General features: G+C 31.9%; 16 protein-coding genes and 1 riboswitch. Of the genes, 10 read left to right on the plus strand and 6 right to left on the minus strand.

Annotation, left to right across the window (positions count from 1 at the left end):
- Nucleotides 1-107 precede the first annotated feature (107 nt).
- Complete coding sequence (locus bsdE14_RS12860) at nt 108-353, minus strand: (2Fe-2S) ferredoxin domain-containing protein (RefSeq protein WP_264850348.1); 246 nt, start codon at nt 351-353, stop codon at nt 108-110.
- 231 nt (nt 354-584) lie between these two features.
- Here bsdE14_RS12860 and bsdE14_RS12865 point away from each other — a divergent pair, with 231 nt between their 5' ends.
- The 3 genes from bsdE14_RS12865 (at nt 585) to bsdE14_RS12875 (ending at nt 2,527) form a co-directional block, all read left to right on the plus strand.
- On the plus strand, nt 585-1,199 hold the full coding sequence (locus bsdE14_RS12865) for a TetR/AcrR family transcriptional regulator (protein ID WP_264850349.1): 615 nt from the start codon (nt 585-587) through the stop codon (nt 1,197-1,199).
- Nucleotides 1,200-1,224: 25 nt separating this feature from the next.
- Nucleotides 1,225-2,073 (plus strand): GNAT family N-acetyltransferase, encoded by an 849-nt coding sequence (locus bsdE14_RS12870; RefSeq protein WP_264850350.1) that lies wholly within the window; start codon nt 1,225-1,227, stop codon nt 2,071-2,073.
- A gap of 169 nt (nt 2,074-2,242) precedes the next feature.
- Complete coding sequence (locus bsdE14_RS12875; protein WP_264850351.1) at nt 2,243-2,527, plus strand: hypothetical protein; 285 nt, start codon at nt 2,243-2,245, stop codon at nt 2,525-2,527.
- 68 nt (nt 2,528-2,595) lie between these two features.
- Here the strand turns inward: bsdE14_RS12875 and bsdE14_RS12880 are convergent, their stop codons facing one another.
- Nucleotides 2,596-3,384 carry a Cof-type HAD-IIB family hydrolase gene (locus bsdE14_RS12880; protein WP_264850352.1) on the minus strand — a complete coding sequence of 263 codons (789 nt, stop codon included), beginning with the start codon at nt 3,382-3,384 and terminating at the stop codon, nt 2,596-2,598.
- A gap of 179 nt (nt 3,385-3,563) precedes the next feature.
- Between bsdE14_RS12880 and bsdE14_RS12885 the strand changes: the two genes are divergently transcribed.
- Together bsdE14_RS12885 and bsdE14_RS12890 are read left to right on the plus strand one after the other, a co-directional pair.
- Nucleotides 3,564-3,746, plus strand: coding sequence for a hypothetical protein (locus bsdE14_RS12885; protein ID WP_264850353.1), 183 nt, complete (start codon nt 3,564-3,566; stop codon nt 3,744-3,746).
- Between the two features lie 229 nt (nt 3,747-3,975).
- Entirely contained in the window at nt 3,976-5,247 is a 1,272-nt protein-coding gene (locus tag bsdE14_RS12890; RefSeq protein ID WP_264850354.1) for a dicarboxylate/amino acid:cation symporter, read from the plus strand.
- A 74-nt stretch (nt 5,248-5,321) separates the two neighbouring features.
- Here bsdE14_RS12890 and bsdE14_RS12895 read toward each other — a convergent pair whose 3' ends face one another.
- Entirely contained in the window at nt 5,322-6,239 is a 918-nt protein-coding gene (locus bsdE14_RS12895) for an AraC family transcriptional regulator (protein ID WP_264850355.1), read from the minus strand.
- 166 nt (nt 6,240-6,405) lie between these two features.
- Between bsdE14_RS12895 and bsdE14_RS12900 the strand changes: the two genes are divergently transcribed.
- Both bsdE14_RS12900 and bsdE14_RS12905 read left to right on the plus strand, forming a co-directional pair.
- Nucleotides 6,406-7,770, plus strand: coding sequence for an MATE family efflux transporter (locus bsdE14_RS12900; RefSeq protein WP_264850357.1), 1,365 nt, complete (start codon nt 6,406-6,408; stop codon nt 7,768-7,770).
- A 144-nt stretch (nt 7,771-7,914) separates the two neighbouring features.
- Nucleotides 7,915-9,654: a hypothetical protein gene (locus bsdE14_RS12905; protein WP_264850358.1), complete on the plus strand. Its 1,740-nt coding sequence runs from the start codon at nt 7,915-7,917 to the stop codon at nt 9,652-9,654.
- Nucleotides 9,655-9,689: 35 nt separating this feature from the next.
- Here the strand turns inward: bsdE14_RS12905 and queF are convergent, their stop codons facing one another.
- The 3 genes from queF to bsdE14_RS12920 all read right to left on the minus strand — a co-directional run bounded on the left by queF (nt 9,690) and on the right by bsdE14_RS12920 (nt 12,013).
- The gene (queF, locus tag bsdE14_RS12910) at nt 9,690-10,187 is read right to left on the minus strand and encodes a preQ(1) synthase (protein WP_264850359.1); all 498 of its coding nucleotides are present in this window, start codon (nt 10,185-10,187) and stop codon (nt 9,690-9,692) included.
- A gap of 36 nt (nt 10,188-10,223) precedes the next feature.
- Entirely contained in the window at nt 10,224-10,715 is a 492-nt protein-coding gene (locus bsdE14_RS12915) for a QueT transporter family protein (RefSeq protein WP_264850360.1), read from the minus strand.
- A gap of 275 nt (nt 10,716-10,990) precedes the next feature.
- The gene (locus bsdE14_RS12920) at nt 10,991-12,013 is read right to left on the minus strand and encodes a resuscitation-promoting factor (RefSeq protein WP_264850361.1); all 1,023 of its coding nucleotides are present in this window, start codon (nt 12,011-12,013) and stop codon (nt 10,991-10,993) included.
- 326 nt (nt 12,014-12,339) lie between these two features.
- On the opposite strand from bsdE14_RS12920, the gene bsdE14_RS12925 reads away from it, so the two are divergent.
- The 3 genes from bsdE14_RS12925 to bsdE14_RS12935 all read left to right on the plus strand — a co-directional run bounded on the left by bsdE14_RS12925 (nt 12,340) and on the right by bsdE14_RS12935 (nt 16,265).
- Nucleotides 12,340-13,692, plus strand: a complete 1,353-nt coding sequence (locus bsdE14_RS12925) for an MATE family efflux transporter (protein ID WP_264850363.1) — start codon at nt 12,340-12,342, stop codon at nt 13,690-13,692.
- A gap of 1 nt (nt 13,693) precedes the next feature.
- Nucleotides 13,694-14,446 (plus strand): GNAT family N-acetyltransferase, encoded by a 753-nt coding sequence (locus tag bsdE14_RS12930; RefSeq protein WP_264850364.1) that lies wholly within the window; start codon nt 13,694-13,696, stop codon nt 14,444-14,446.
- A gap of 216 nt (nt 14,447-14,662) precedes the next feature.
- A riboswitch (glycine riboswitch) is annotated at nt 14,663-14,754 on the plus strand.
- Between the two features lie 161 nt (nt 14,755-14,915).
- Complete coding sequence (locus bsdE14_RS12935) at nt 14,916-16,265, plus strand: APC family permease (protein ID WP_264850365.1); 1,350 nt, start codon at nt 14,916-14,918, stop codon at nt 16,263-16,265.
- Nucleotides 16,266-16,312 lie beyond the last annotated feature (47 nt).

Consider the following 16,312-nt stretch of genomic DNA (forward strand, 5'->3'; position numbering starts at 1 on the left):
TTAACGCTAATTATCATTAGCTAAATTACCCGTTAAAGGTCATTTAGACCTTTAACCCCGTTAAAAGTCCATTTAGGACTTTTTAACTCCTTAGCTGCAATTCTATACTATAATATTGGAATTACATATTCGTTTAAAAATTCTTCCACAGTTTGCTCACTTACTGAAACAACCTGTCCACCATTAACTTGTACAGAAACAGCATTTGTACAATGACCAAGACAAAAAGAGCCATTTATTCTAACCTTATCTGACAAATCTCTTTCATCAATACATTTTTGTAGTCCCTTTATTACGTTATAGGAACCCTTAAGATGACATGCGCTTCCAATACAAACATTAATATTTACCATAAGTTTGCCTCCTATTTTTTATATAAATTTAGTATTCAAATTTAAAACTATATTGTAATCTTTTATGAATTATGTAATACTTATATATATAATATAAGTATAATACTTTGTTAAAATTTTATCAAGTGCTTTTATAAAGCTGTTTAGAAATTGCAAAAAAACATATTGCTGTTTAAACAGCTTTATGTTATTATCAAATAAAAGACCGACTGGTCGTTTTTTTATAGAGAGGTGATTATTATACCAAAGATAAGTGAAGAAAATAGGCAATCTAAAATAGAGTTTATAACTAATACGGCTTTAAAGCTATTTTCTAAAAAGGGCTTTTCTCTGACTACAATGGATGATATTGTTTCAGCTTGTAAAATGAGTAAAGGAGGCATATATAATTACTTTAAGAGTAAAGAAGAAATTTTTTTAGCAATAGCTGAAGAAAGATTTAATAAAAGGCATGAACTAATAACTACATTTCCTAATGATATAACTTGCACGGAAAAATTAATTCGATATTTAAGATGGATATTGGAAGGACTTTTTCATGAAGAGACTTCTATGAATGCTAGATTTACATTTGAATTTTGGTCTGTTATGTCAAGGAATAATGCAATTCCGGAAATAGTAAGCAGAAGGTATAAGCTATTTTATAATGATCTAGCAGATATTTTAAAAGAAGGTTTAAGTGAAGGCGAATTTCAATCAGATATTGATATAGATGCCATGGTGTATATAATTCTATCAACTACAGACGGTATAGGATATAGCAATAGTGTTATGGGATTACCAATAACAAAAGCTGTAGTAGAAAATTATATAGATATGATTTTAAAAAAGATAATTAAAAATTAATAAGTTAAGGTGGAGGGTAAAAATAATGGAGTTTAAAAGATGTACAGAAGTAGACATGAATTCCATGTATAGTGCTTTTAGCTTAGGTTTTTCGGATTATATAATTAAACTTGAAATGCCTCAGAGCATTTTTGAAATGCGGTTTTTCGGTCCTGAGGGTAATAGCTTGGAGTATTCCTTTATAGCAATAGATGAAGAAAAGCCTGTTGGAATTATATTAGGAGGAATCAAGCATTATGATGGAGTAAAGACTCTAAGGTGCGGAACTTTGGCTGTTGCTCCAGAATATAGGGGCAAGGGTATAAGTCATAAGCTTATGGAGCTTCATAGAGAAGAAGCAATAAAGCAGCAGTGCAAGCAGCTATTTTTAGAAGTTATTGTAGGAAATGATAGAGCTATTAATTTTTATAAAAAGCTTGGCTATGAAAAAATATATGACCTTAGCTACTTTTCTCATAAGGATGTAACTAGTTTAAGTGAAAAGTGCATGCTTCAGTTAAGTATACATGAAATTGATATTAAAGATCTGAGAGCTGCAGCACAAAAGTCTAAAGAAATCCATATCAATTGGCAAAATGACTTAGATTATATAGAAAAGCTGGATGGTCAAATAAATTTAGGTGCTTACGTTGGACATAAGCTGGTTGGAGTAATAAGTGCAAATAAAAACACTAGGATAAATTACATTTGGGTTGAGGAGAATTTTAGGCATAATGGCATTGGAACCAATTTAGTTAAAACTGCAGCTAAAGGATTAGGACTTTCAAAGCTATCTCTTGGATTTCCAAACAATGCATCAGTACAAGGCTTTATAACTCATATAGGCTTTACAAAGGATAACATAGCTCAATATGAAATGTATGATTTTCTATAAGGAGAATTTTATGGACCTGGTTATAGATTTTAACCAGGTTTAATGCATATAATTGGTAAAAATATTTATATTAACAAATTATTAATATCTTTTTAAGTAATATTTAATACTATTTAACTTAACTATGTGTTATTATACATATATAAGTTTTAAGAAAGAAGTGAATGATATGTATTTTGTTAATAGAGGGTCTTCAAGCTTTATATCAAGTATAATTTTTATAGGAGTATTTTCTATTATTGCTTTACTGTTAGTGAACTTATTTCCTGTACTATTAGTAGCAGGAGTTGGTATATATGGAATTACAAAAGGTGTGAAGTTATTTAAGCAGTGGAAAAGCAAGAATAGCTATAAAATGAATTCAAAAGACAACGCAGAAATAATTCATGAAAAAGATTTTTTTGATATGACAGATAAAAATATTATTGATGTAGAGTACACAGAGGTTAAATAATTTTTTAAAATACAAGGAAAACTGCTATATAGCTTTAGCTGCATAGCAGTTTTATATTTAATAAAATATTACTCTAAGACTAGGCTTTTTATTACGTCAATAACACCATTTTCTCTATTGCTTTTTGCAATAAATCTGGCATGCATTTTTACTTCTTCAGGAGCATTATCCATAGCATAGCTGTGGTAGGCTGACTGAAGCATATCAATATCATTAAAATAATCTCCAAAAACCATAGTTTCTTCAGGTTTTATATTATATTTCTTTTGAAGCTGTTTAATAGCAATACCTTTATTTATATCCTTATTTATAATGTCAAGCCACACTTTGCCTGATACTACTACAAGAAGCTTGTCTCCAAAGAGTGGACTAAAAATCTTATTAGAATTAATTTCAGGTCCTTTTGGATCAAATAGTGCGAATTTTAATATATCATCTTCTACCTTATTTAAATCTTCAACTATTTCATATCTATAATAGTATTTTTCTACTTCATTTATAAATTCTTTAGAATCTTTTTCAATATAAGCAGCTTTTTTCCCACAGAGAACTATATCTATGCCATCTACTTTTCTTGCTGTATGGATAAGGTCTTTTACTATTTTCTTATCTAAATAATTAGAAGAAATTTCTGTGTCTTTATTAACTACATAACATCCATTTTCAGCAATGTATATAATATCGTCTTTAACTGGTGAAAATTTATTTTCTAGATTATAATACTGTCTTCCGCTAGCAGTAGCAAATAATATATCTTTTTCATTTAATTTTTTTATTATGTCAAAAATTTCATAGGACAAGTATCCTTGTTCATTTAGCAGTGTTCCATCCATATCTGTAGCAATTAGTTTAATCATGTGCTTCGACTCCTTTTAGTAATTGTTAACCATAATTATTATATAGTTTATCTTCTATAAAAGCTATTTACTTTTAAATGTAGTACAGGTTTTATTTCCTTATAATATATAAAAGGCTTTTGGTTAAATTAATAATGAAACAAGCATGAATATTTTAGGCAGTTAAAGGAGGTAAATTTATGGATAATAATAAAGGACTTAGAAAAAACAATGAAAAATCAAATCCAGAGCTTAGAAAAATGTATTTTAATCACGGCAGGAATATAGGAATAGATGATAATGGACATAAAATTGGTACGCATGAACCAAATTTTCAGTCCTTAAAAGCAGATTCAGAGAAAACAAGCCATAGATCATTTTAGTTAGTATAATACAGAAATATGTTGGTTGATAATGTATATTTTAAATAGTTAATTGATATGATTTCTTCCACCTTGATTTATATTAAAGGTGGATTTTTTTGCATATGGAATTGATATGAAAAAATGTTTTAAGTTTTTTATATATTTTTGGACAAGCAGTTACAAAAATTATACAATAATATTAAATGATAGTAACATATTAGTATTTATATGAAAGGGTGATAAGAACGTGAAATCATTTTTTAAATCTTATAAATCTTCCATTATACTTCTTGGTTCTATAGTGTTAGGTGGAATTATAGGCTTTTTAATGGGGCCTAAATCTATTATGTTTGAACCTTTAGGAAATTTATTTTTAAATTTAATGTTTATGATGATTGTACCTCTTGTATTTTTTAGCGTTACTTCAGCTATTACTAACATGAGCGGCATGAAAAGATTTGGAAAGATAATTATAAATATAGTTATAGTATTTACCTGTACTGCACTTATTGCAGCAGCGGTAGGGGTGATAGGAGCTTATATTTTCAATCCTACAAAAGGTGTGGATGTTGAGGCGATAAAGAGTGTTATTGGAAAAGCTGGAGAAGCTCCAAAGGTTGAGAAGGTAACTGCATTACAACAGCTTGTTAATACTTTTACAGTTTCGGATTTTATAAATTTATTTTCTAGAAAAAATATGCTTCAGCTTATAGTATTTTCAGTGTTGTTTGGAATTTCTACAGTACTTGCTGGTGAAAAAGGAAAGCCAGTAGCAAAATTTTTAACCTCTGGCTCTAGTGTAATGATAAAGATGGTAAACATCATTATGTATTATGCTCCTATAGGTTTAGGATGTTACTTTGCTTCAGTAGTGGGACAACTAGGCTCGCAAATCCTCCAAGGTTATCTTAGGGTGTTCGTTCTATACATAATACTTAGTGTTATATACTATTTGGGCTTTTTCACTATTTATGCATTTTTATCTGGTGGAAACATTGGAATCAAAACCTTTTGGAAGAATGCAATAGCACCATCAGTAACAGCCTTAGCAACCTGTTCAAGTGCTGCATGCATACCAGTAAATTTAGAAACTACAAAGCGCATGGGAGTACCAGAAGATATTGCAGAAACTGTGGTTCCTCTTGGAGCTAATACTCATAAGGATGGTTCTGTATTTGGTGGAGTAATGAAAGTTGTGTTCTTATTCGGTATCTTTGGAAAAGACATGCATAGCTTTTCAGCTATACTTGGAATTATAGGAGTATCATTTTTAGTAGGAGCGGTAATGGGAGCTATTCCAGGTGGTGGAATGATTGGAGAAATGCTTATTATTAGTGTATATGGTTTTTCTCCAGAAGTACTTCCAATAATAGCAGTTATAAGCACAATTATTGATGCTCCTGCAACTCTGCTTAATTCCACAGGCAATACTGTTTGTGCCATGATGGTATCAAGGCTAGTAGAGGGGAAGAGTTGGATTGCCAATAAATTAGATAGTGAAAGTGATGTTACTGCATAAAGAATAAGTATAATAATGATGATGTAGAATTTAATAATTAAACTAAAGGCTGTTCATTTGGACAGCCTTTTTATTTAAACTAGATTTTTCTTTTTATCAAGGGAAGGAGTATGACCTTTATATCTTTTATATACCTTATTAAAATAGCTGATACTTGAAAAACCCACAGCATTGGATATTTCGGTAATGGACTTTCCAGTAGTGTGAAGCAATATTTCAGCTTGAGAGCATCTATATTGATTAAGATATTCAAAAAATGTACTGCCCATATTTCTTTTGAAAAACCTGCAAAAGTAGCTGGGAGTGAGATTTATTACACTGCTTATATCCTCTATTGAAAGCTCTCTAGTATAATTTTCATTAATATAGTCTAGGACTTTGTTTAGCCTCTTCAAATCCTCCTTCTTTAGCGGAGAGTTAATTGAATAGTCATCAAGGGTATAAGTATAATTATATATATTCCCAAGGAGTTCATATATTGAGGACATTATTAGAAGATGATATCCTTTTGGCTTTTCAGTGTAAAGAGAGAGTATTCTATCGATACATTTGCATAAAAAGCTGTATAGTATGCCTTTTGACTGATCTTTCTTAAGTATTTTTGAACTTATTGACCGAGGAAATATTTCCTCGGAAAAGTCTTTTATTTGATATATAAACACAGGGTCGATATTTATTACAATATGCCTGCAGTAGCCAATTAATGAGTGAATTTCGTTACTTCCTATAAGGGCGATATCTCCTTCAGACAAAGTAAGCTGCTCACTATTAATCTGCATTTTTGCGGTTCCGTTTTTTATTTCAATGATCTCTAGGTAAGGGTGGTAGTGAGGAGTGAAATTAGAGGTTCTGCATATCTCAATTTCTACTTCTTTACCGAAGCCAGAGATGCTTTTCACATCGGTTACTTGATACTTATCTATGGAAATATCATATACCCTAAGGGGCATAAATTCATTACCTATATTTTTATTTTCACGATAAACTTTCATTAATTACCCTCTTTTCGTATAGACAATTGTTATGTTTACCTATTTTCATCTTAAAAAAGATAAAATAATACAAAAGTTAGCTAATATATGTATATATTATAACCTTGTATTTCCTTAAAATAAATAAGTATAAAGATAAAACATTGGTGAAAGGCAGGATAATATAATGAAAGTTTTAAATTGGAATAAGGATAGGAAATTCTATAACAAGATGTTAAATTTGGCTGCCCCAATAGTAATTCAAAATCTTATCCAATCTTCCTTAAGTTTTGTAGATACATTGATAATAGGAGGATTAGGTGTAACTGCTATAGCTAGCGTAGGACTAGGCAATCAATATTTATTTATAATACAGGTATTGCTCACAGGTGTAACTGGTGGGGCAGCTGTATTTACCGCTCAACTATGGGGAAAAAAAGACATTGATAATATTAATAGGGTAACTTTATTAAGTCTTATTATTGGAATTTTATTAGCATTAATATTGTCTTTAGCTTCTTTTTTTAACTCAAGTTGGATTATGAGTATTTACACAAAGGATATAGCTGTAATTAATTGCGGAGCAAGCTACTTGAGATTTTCATCCTTAAGCTATGTGCTGCTTGCAATTACAGTTACCTATTCATCGGTTTTAAGAACCATGGGGAGAGTAAAGCTACCAACTATAATAAGTGTAATTGCATTAAGTATTAATACAGTACTAGGCTATATATTAGTATATGGAATGTTTGGAGTTCACAAATTTGGAGCAGCAGGGGCAGGACTGAGTACTCTTATTGCTAGGTTAACTGAGATGGCTGCAATGCTTATAATTGTTGGTAAAGAATATAAAGAGGTTTTAGTTAAAATTAAATTAATTACTACAATAAATTTAACTTTGGTGAAAAAATTTTTCAGTTTGACCATTCCAGTTGTAATTACTGAACTGCTTTGGAGTGTAGGAATTAGTGCTTATGCTATAGCCTATTCATCTATAAGTACTGATGCTATAGCTTCAAAAAATATAATGAATACTATTGAGGGACTTACATGGGTAGTGTTTTTAGGTATAGGAAATGCATGCGCTGTAATAATTGGCAATGACATTGGTGCTGGTAATGAAAGAGATGCATTAGAGCATTCAAGGAAATTTACTGAAATAAGTGTTGGTTTATCAGTTGCTGCAATGGTTATTATAATAATACTTGCAAAGCCAATTGTTAGCTTGTTTAATGTTCCACAAGCTGTAAGTCAATTTGCAGTTAAAAATTTATATGTAATGGCCGCTTTTATGTGGATAAGGGTATTGAATTTTATATTGCTATCAGGGCTTCTTAGAAGTGGGGGAGATACAAAATATTCAATGGCTGCAGATATGATAAGCGTTTGGTTTGTTGGAGTGCCTCTAGCCTTTGCTGCTGCTAAGCTGTGGCATCTGCCAGTGTATTTTGTTTATGCTTTTGCATCAGTGGAGGAAATAGCCAAGTTAGTATTAGCTTTGCCTCGAGTATATTCTAAAAAGTGGATCAAGAATGTTACTGAAGCTATATAGCATATTAAATATGATAGGCCTGGAAAATTTTAATTAAAATCAGTATCATGGACTTTGGCAACATAAAATGAAGCTTTTTTGGGTTTGATATTTATTGTTTGTTAAGATAATATCATAATAAATATCAATTTAAGGGGGAATCATATGTTTTACTTGATCTTAATTCTTCTTTTTTTAAAGCCAAGCTTTAGAAAAGAAGATGTGGGCGGACAGATTGGTCGAGGAATATTTGGGGCTATAATTGCTTTCGTAGTATTCTATATTGGAAATGTAGACAGAAGCTTTTCATTTATGGTTTCTGTACTTTGGCTACCTGCCATATTTCAATTAGCCTGTGCAGTGTTTTCAAATACAGCAAGCAACATGAGAGGAAAAGATATTAAGAGCTTAGAGGCACGCAGAGGGGTGAATCACTCTTCTATATTTATTATAATAATGATTATTTTAGCATTAGTAAGTATAGGGTATAATTTATATCCCTATATAACTGCCGGTGCTAGCAATCTTGCTAAAATGGTCCCTGTACAAGAGAGTGCAGAAAAGGTTTCGAAGATTAATGCTGAGCATGTAGTAGTTGTATCTCCAGAAACTGCATACTATGAGATGCAGAAAATGATAGGCACACTTCCAAATCCTAGTGTATATAAAATAGGAGAATTGGGAGTAACCATGATGAAAGATAGTGCTTATTATGTAGCGCCAATTGAAGTGGATGGCTTCTTTAGAGAAATAACAAATAATGAAATCCCAGGAGTAATATGCGTTTCTGCTGAAAAACCAGCAGATGCTAAAATAGTTAATACTCCAAGTAAGATTGCAGAGTCCTTGATGTTTGGACACGACCTTCAAAGATATCTTAGAAAATTTAAATCAAATTCTATATTGTTCCAGGCAAATGCGGAAATGGATGATGAAGGTAATCCATATTATGTTGGAAGTTATGGCCATTATAAATATGGACGCAAAGGACCAGTTGTTGATGGAGTTCTATTATATTCCTTCAAGGATGGTAAGGTTACGGACTACAGCATAGATAAAGTTCCTGAGTGGGTGGATGAAGTATATCCTTCTGATGTGTCAGAAAAATATAACGATTATTTTGGTACTCTAGCAAAAGGTCTATTAAATAAAATAGTATCTAAAACAGGTGTGCATATACCAACTAGATGGAGTGGAGAAACAAAGGTAGAAGGACTTGAAGTAAATTCCACTGAAGTTACTGGTGTTATAGATGCTGACGGAAAAATGAAGTGGTTTACCGACCATACAAATACTTCTAATGCATCTACAACAATGACTGGCTATACTCTTATGGATATGAAAACTGGAAAAATGATTTATTATAAAACTGCTGGCTATATAAATGGAAAAGGTGCCATGAATGCTGTTGATAAAACCCTTGGAGCAAATAAGTCAAACTGGGCACCAGTACAACCTCTTTTCTATAACCTTTATGGATACGAGGCTTGGGTAGTTCCAGTTGTGAATAAGACTGACGGTGCACTTGTTAAGGTTGCAGTGGTTGCAGCTCAAAATGGATATGTAGTTCTTGAAGACAATAAAGACAATGCGCTTGAAGGCTTTAAAAATGCTATTGCTTACGGAAAAATAAATGAAAACAGCAATAAAAATGCTAATAGCGAAAAAGCTGAAGAAAAGGCTATAACAGGCAAGGTATCAAGGATAACTGCAGTAACGGAAGAAGGAAATACTATCTTCTATGTTAAATTGGAAGGTATAAACACAATTTACATGGTTAATAAGTCTGCAGGAATTGATATAGTGCTTACAAAAGAAAATGACCAAGTAGAAATAAGGTATATGGATATAAAGGATAACAATGTTGTTTCAACAACTAAATTTAAAAATAATAGTGTAAAATAGGTAAAAATAAAGCCCTGTAAATGCAGGGCTTTATTTTATCTGTTATCAACCTTTTCAGGGTACATATCATGGTAGAATAATCTCTTTTCAGCAACTTCTCTCCACTTGGTACCTTCTTTACCATAATTACAGTATGGATCAATAGAAATTCCGCCTCTTGGAGTAAATTTACCCCATACTTCTATATATTTAGGTTCCATTAGCTTTATTAAATCCTTCATTATTATGTTCATGCAATCTTCATGAAAATCTCCATGATTTCTAAAGCTTAATAGGTATAGCTTTAGGGATTTACTTTCAACCATTAACTTGTCTGGAACGTAGGAAATATAAATAGTTGCATAATCAGGCTGTCCTGTTTTAGGGCAAAGACTTGTAAACTCAGGACAATTAAATTTAACAAAATAATCATTGTCAGGGTGCTTATTTACAAATGCTTCAAGTACTGTAGGGTCGTAGTCATAATTATATTTTGTTCCTTGATTTCCGAGAAGGGTTACTCCTTCTAGTTCTTTTTCATTTCTTCCACTCATGTTTATTTCCTCCAAATTTATTAACTGCTTAAGGTTTTATTTAAGTTTATTCTTCAATTGGTTAACTAATACAACTGCAACTATGCCTGGGATAATTTGACCGATGCATAAGCTAGTAGCAAGTACAATATAAGGTACATGTAGTACATAAGAAAGCCAAATAGGAACTACTAATCCAGGAACTAAAATCACTGGTATTGCTATAAAGCAATCATTAAGATTGTTTTTTCTTATAAGGTAAACTAAAAAGGATGTAAGCACACCTACTAAAAATCCTCCTAGCATATCAAATATGCCAAGACCGCCCATTAATGTATTGCTCAAAAGGTTGCTAAATCCTAGAGGAACAATTAAAAATGGATAAATTGCACTTAATCCATATAGAGAAGTAGCTAGTCTTATTTGATATTGCCCAAATGAAAAACCCTGAGTAAAGTACATTATTACTATGTACAATGCCATAACAATTCCGGAAATAGTAATTTTGTTAACTGATGATATTTGTTTTATACTCTGTTTTTGCTGCAATTTGCTGCCTCCTAAAGATAAATTTAAAAATAAAAAAAGGGCATAAGCTGCCCTATAAACTTAATACTATTTGTATTCTTTTATTTTGAATTAAAAAATTGCAAAATAAAAGGGGCACAAAGCCCCATCAAATACAAAATATACTACTAACAAGTAGTAAGTACCCTAGTTTTGTTTATAGACAGGATGGTTACGAACTGTCTTATTTTATTTTCTGAAAATAATAATAGCATAATTAGTGCAAATATGCAATTGTTCAATATATGTAAAAATCGTTAATTTAGTACATAAACATTTACATATTTCACTGCCCAATTTGTTGATTCACCATATGTATCAAAAAACACGTCAATGGTTTTTCCAATTATATTTGTACCAGTATCGGCTGCTATGGCAAAACCATAACCTTCCACAAATACCTTGGTACCAAGTGGAATAACACTTGGGTCAACAGCAATAGTACTGTAACCGTCCGGATTTCTTACAGCAAGTCTACCGGAAGCCGTATATGTTCTGCCTATGCCGCGAATAGCACTATAAGCAGTAGCTCTAGCTCTGAAAGATTTACTATAAGGTAGAGGATCTCCACCTCTTGAAATTGGTTTATCAGGATAAGTTCCAAGTACTACTATTTTATCTGTAGGATTTTTAGTTACTTTTTCACTAACAGTTTTTCTTGCTACTTCTTTTCCATTTTCATAGGTTACATCTGTAACAATCTGCTTTTCACCATTTTCACCGTCCTGAACGGTTTTCTTTACTGTATTTGATAAACCTCGGTCGGTTTTCATTACAGTTTTAAACTCAACTGGAACTGAATCTTTAAAGGTTTTAGTTTCAACCTTTACTACTTCTACATTCATATTTACATCAAGCTTTGTATTAAGCTCAGGAGTAACTTTATCCTGTGGATTGTAAGTTATTCCTTCAGCCTTCAGCATGGCTTCAACAGTATCCTCTGCAGTGAGTACATCTGTTTCTTTTCCTTCTACAACAACCTTAATGCTTACTGCCCGTTTAATGTTAACAGTATCTTTGTTAACTATTTTTGCATTTAAACTAGGAGATACTTTATCTTTTTGACCCACAGCTATGTCTTTATCTTTTAATGCCTTTTCAACAGTGTTGCTAAATGTTATAACCTTAATGGGTTTTCCGTCAATTACTACAGTAATGGTTTTTAATTTAACCCATACCAAAGTGCTTAGAATTGTAATTAATGTCACCAGCGCCAGAGAAGCTAAAATGGTCTTATTTCTTTTCTTTTCAAGAAAAGCTTTGAAATTTATAATGGCCATCTCCCCCTATCTATATTGGTAAATATATGAAGATGATATAGCATTTTTTTGATTCTGTCAAATTTGAAGGATTTAAATTGCATGGATTTAATATTTTGAATATATTTGTTAATGCAATTTGCAGCTTCAATTTACATATCCGTCTTATTCAATTATATTACTAACACTCCCAAAAAAGACTGAAATATTAAGGGGACTAGTATCAATTGTTCAAAGTTATATTTTGCAGTGCCGAAAATATTTAATTTAATAAAAGAAGGAATTTGTTAATATCTGGTGAATAAATAAGGCATGCATTTATATTAATTAAGGATGGTACAAATTATATGCTGCAATTAATAAAAAAGATTGATCTTACACCTGATTTAAAGAAGATATTTTATCTTTCATGGCCTGTAATGCTTGGCATGATACTGCAAAGTTTACTAGGAACAGTAGATATGATATTCATATCCAAGCTTGGAACAAATGAACTTGCTGCTGCATCTTTAGGGCAATCTGCTACTACAGTGGTTTTTGTAATGTCTACATTGGTATCAGCAGGGACTATAGCACTTGTTACGAGGAGCTATGGAGAAGGTAATATGGATAAAGTAAAAAGGTATAGCTCAGAGTCTTTTTTACTGTCTGCAATTATAGGTGGCATACTTAGCATTATTTGTTATATATATACCAAGCCTATAATTATACTTATGTTTAACCCAGAAGCTAAAATTCTAGATTTATCCTATAAATACTTATCGGTTTTGTTTATAGGGACAATTTTTGTGTTTTTAAATTCAGCCTTGAGAACAATAATGCAGGCATTAGGGGATACAAGAACGCCACTTTATGTATTTGGTGCTTCAAATATACTTAATATGCTTCTTGCACCACTTTTAATATTTGTTTTTCACTTAGGAATAAGAGGTGCTGCCTTAGCTGCGGTATTGTCTACCATTTTTTCCTTTGTAACAATAAATTATATTCTTATAAAAAAGCTATACAATAAAAGCTTAAAATGCTTTTTAGCAAGTATGAAGCTTGAATTTTCTACAAGTTTTAAAATATTTAAAATTGGAGGCTGGGCTTGCCTACAACAATTAGCTAGACCTTTAACCGGTATGTTCATGGTACGTCTTGTCTATGAGGTTGGAGGAAAGGATGGCTCAGCAGCTTTTGGTGCAGGCGGGCAGGTTTTTAATTATACCTTTATATTTCTAGTGGGTCTTTCTACCGCTATTGCAATAATGGTAGGACAGAGTCTTGGAAAGGGAGATGTTGAGGGGTGTAACAATATTATAAGAGAAGGAATAAAGCTGGCAGTAATAAATATGGCTATCTTTTCAATACCATATTTCTTTTTACCAGGATCAATGATGAGGCTTTTTACCACAGATGCTAATGTGACTAGAATTGGAGTTGCATATTTAAGGATAGTTTATTTAGGTGTTGTATTTGTAATTTTTCCAACAATATACGGAGGGGTATTTCAAGGTGCCGGAGATACTTTTCCACCTATGATATCTTCGATAATAGCAAATGTTTTTCTAAAATTGCCTATAGCTTACATACTTGCTAGAGGATTTCATATGGGCACTAACGGTGTATGGATTTCAATTGCTTTATCTGTAATTATAGAGGCAATTATTATAGTTTTTTTCTTTAAGCAGAATAGATGGAAAGAAAGGGTGATTTAATATGCTTACACGTACTGAAAGCTCTAAGATTATAACTGAATTCCTAAAAAAAGATTTACTTATAAATTTAAATATACTAGGAGTTATTGAAAATAGGCCTGAGGCTGAAATCTATGTAGACAACCCCCAAGACCCAACGGGGATATTAGTAAACAAGGGGTATATGAATTATTTATATTCTAAAAATAGTTCTTTTCTTGAAGAAGTAATTGAAAGGTTTAATAAGGATGGCTATTATGGCTTTGCAGGTATAGATAGATCAATTGCAGACAGTATAAGAGAGCATTATGAAGTGGATTGGTGCAACCCATGTACATTATACTATTTACCCAAGGAGAATTTAGATTTAACTAGAATAAAAAATGAAGTCCAAAGTATAGATATAAAGGATGCTGAAACTATAGACTATTATTATACCTTTAGAGGCGAAAATTCAATTAATTTTATTAAAGATGATATACAAAATAGACCATCTTCAGCTGTATATAAGGATGGAGAAATAGTATGCTGGGTACTTACTCACGATGATAATTCCTTAGGTATTATGTATACAAAGGAAGAGCATAGAAGAAAAGGCTATGCTGAGGATGTGACTATAGATATTGCTGCAAAGCATATTGAAAAAGGCAATGTACCATATCTTCACATAATAGAGGGAAATGGAATGTCACCAGGCCTTGCTAAAAAATGTGGATTTGTGGAATGTGGAAAAGTAGATTGGTTTGGTATTAGAGTAGGAAATCCAGAAGAATAATAAGATAAATATATGGTGATACAGTTAGAAGCTTTATAATGGAAAAACAGGGTATAAATCTCATTGACTATTTGCTTATTTGTTAATAAAATTAAGCAGTAAAGTTAATATTGTGAATGATAATTGTTGGAGATATCTTAAAAAGATAACCGTAGAAGAAAGGAATAAATTATGCTCAATATTTATTCCGAAGCTTTCAGGTCAAGTACAATAATTTGACACAACCCTGGAGAGACCGCTTAATCGTGGCATCAAAGGAGCAACTTAAATTTGAGGAAACTTTCAGATAAAAGGACAGGGAATAAGGTAGCATTATTTTTTATGCGACTTTGTTCCCTGTCCTTTTATACATTTTTATAAAATTGCTTTTTCATGGCTATAGTATTCAAGAAAATTAATTTATTGGGGAATAATAAATTAGGGGCTTTTTTTATAGAAACAATGAAAAATAGTTTAGGATGGTGTATTTATGGAAGCTGAAAAGCAACAAAGAAATGAAGTGAAGGGCTCAAAGGAACTTAAGAAGGAAATAGGATTATTAGAAGCAATGACAATGGTTATAGGGGTAGTAATTGGTTCTGGTATATTTTTCAAGGCTTCTACAGTTTTTAAAAATGCCGGAACTCCCAAGCTAGGGGTGCTAGCTTGGGTTATTGGGGGCATAATTACAATGGCCTCAGCTCTTACAGTAGCAGAAATTGCTGCTGCAATTCCAAAGACTGGTGGAATGTTTGTTTATCTAAAAGAGCTTTATAGTGAAAAATGGGCGTTCTTATTTGGATGGATGCAGACCCTTATATATGTTCCAGGAGTTGCCGCTGCTCTATCTATAGTTTTTGTTACACAGGCTACTTATTTTATTCCAATGACTGGAGCACAGCAAAAAATTCTTGCTATATTTATGTTATTCTTCATAATGATAATAAATGTTTTATCTACTAAACTAGGTAGTAAGGTACAATTTGTTGCTACTATTGCAAAGCTTATTCCTATATTTGTTATTATAATCTTTGGCTTGCTTAAAGGCCAGGCGCATAGTCTTTCTGTTCCAGTGACTGCTGGTACCTCGATGGGTGCTGCAGGGTTTGGTGCAGCAATACTGGGAACTCTATGGGCATATGATGGGTGGATTGGTGTAGGAAACATGGCTGGAGAGCTTAAAAATCCTAAAAAAGACCTTCCGAAATCCATAATATTAGGATTATCAATAACTATAGTAGTTTATATTTTAATAAATATGGCTATTGTAAATGTTATGCCAGTTTCAAAGGTTATTGCCTCTCAAAAACCTGCTTCTGATGTTGCAGTAATACTTTTTGGTAATTCAGGTGCTGGACTCATAGCTGCAGGTATTATGATTTCTATATTTGGAGCTATGAATGGATATCTAATGACAGGTGTAAGAGTTCCTTTTGCTATGGCCCAAGATAATCTATTTCCATTTCCAAAGTTCTTTGGGAAAGTTAGTAATAAATATGTAACACCAATAAATGCCTTTGTTTTTGAGATAGTTCTTGCGTGCTTATATGTTCTTAGTGGGTCTTTTGATACACTTACGAATCTTGCAGTTTTCGTAATGTGGATATTCTTCGTTATGACTGTGGGTGGAATATTTATCTTAAGAAAAAAGCACAAGGATTTAGCTAGAACTTACAGCGTACCATTATATCCAATTGTGCCTATAATAGGAATTGCAGGAGGTATATATATAATAATAAGTACTTTGATAACAGATACAAGGTATGCATTATTTGGAATAGTTGTTACTCTTGTTGGCTTGCCAGTTTATATGGCTATTAAAAAGAGCTCTAATAAGTAGATTTATAGGAAAAATAAAAAGTGCCTTTTGGCACTTTTTATTTTCAG

Source organism: Clostridium omnivorum, from assembly GCF_026012015.1.
GTDB lineage: Bacteria > Bacillota > Clostridia > Clostridiales > Clostridiaceae > Clostridium_AX > Clostridium_AX omnivorum.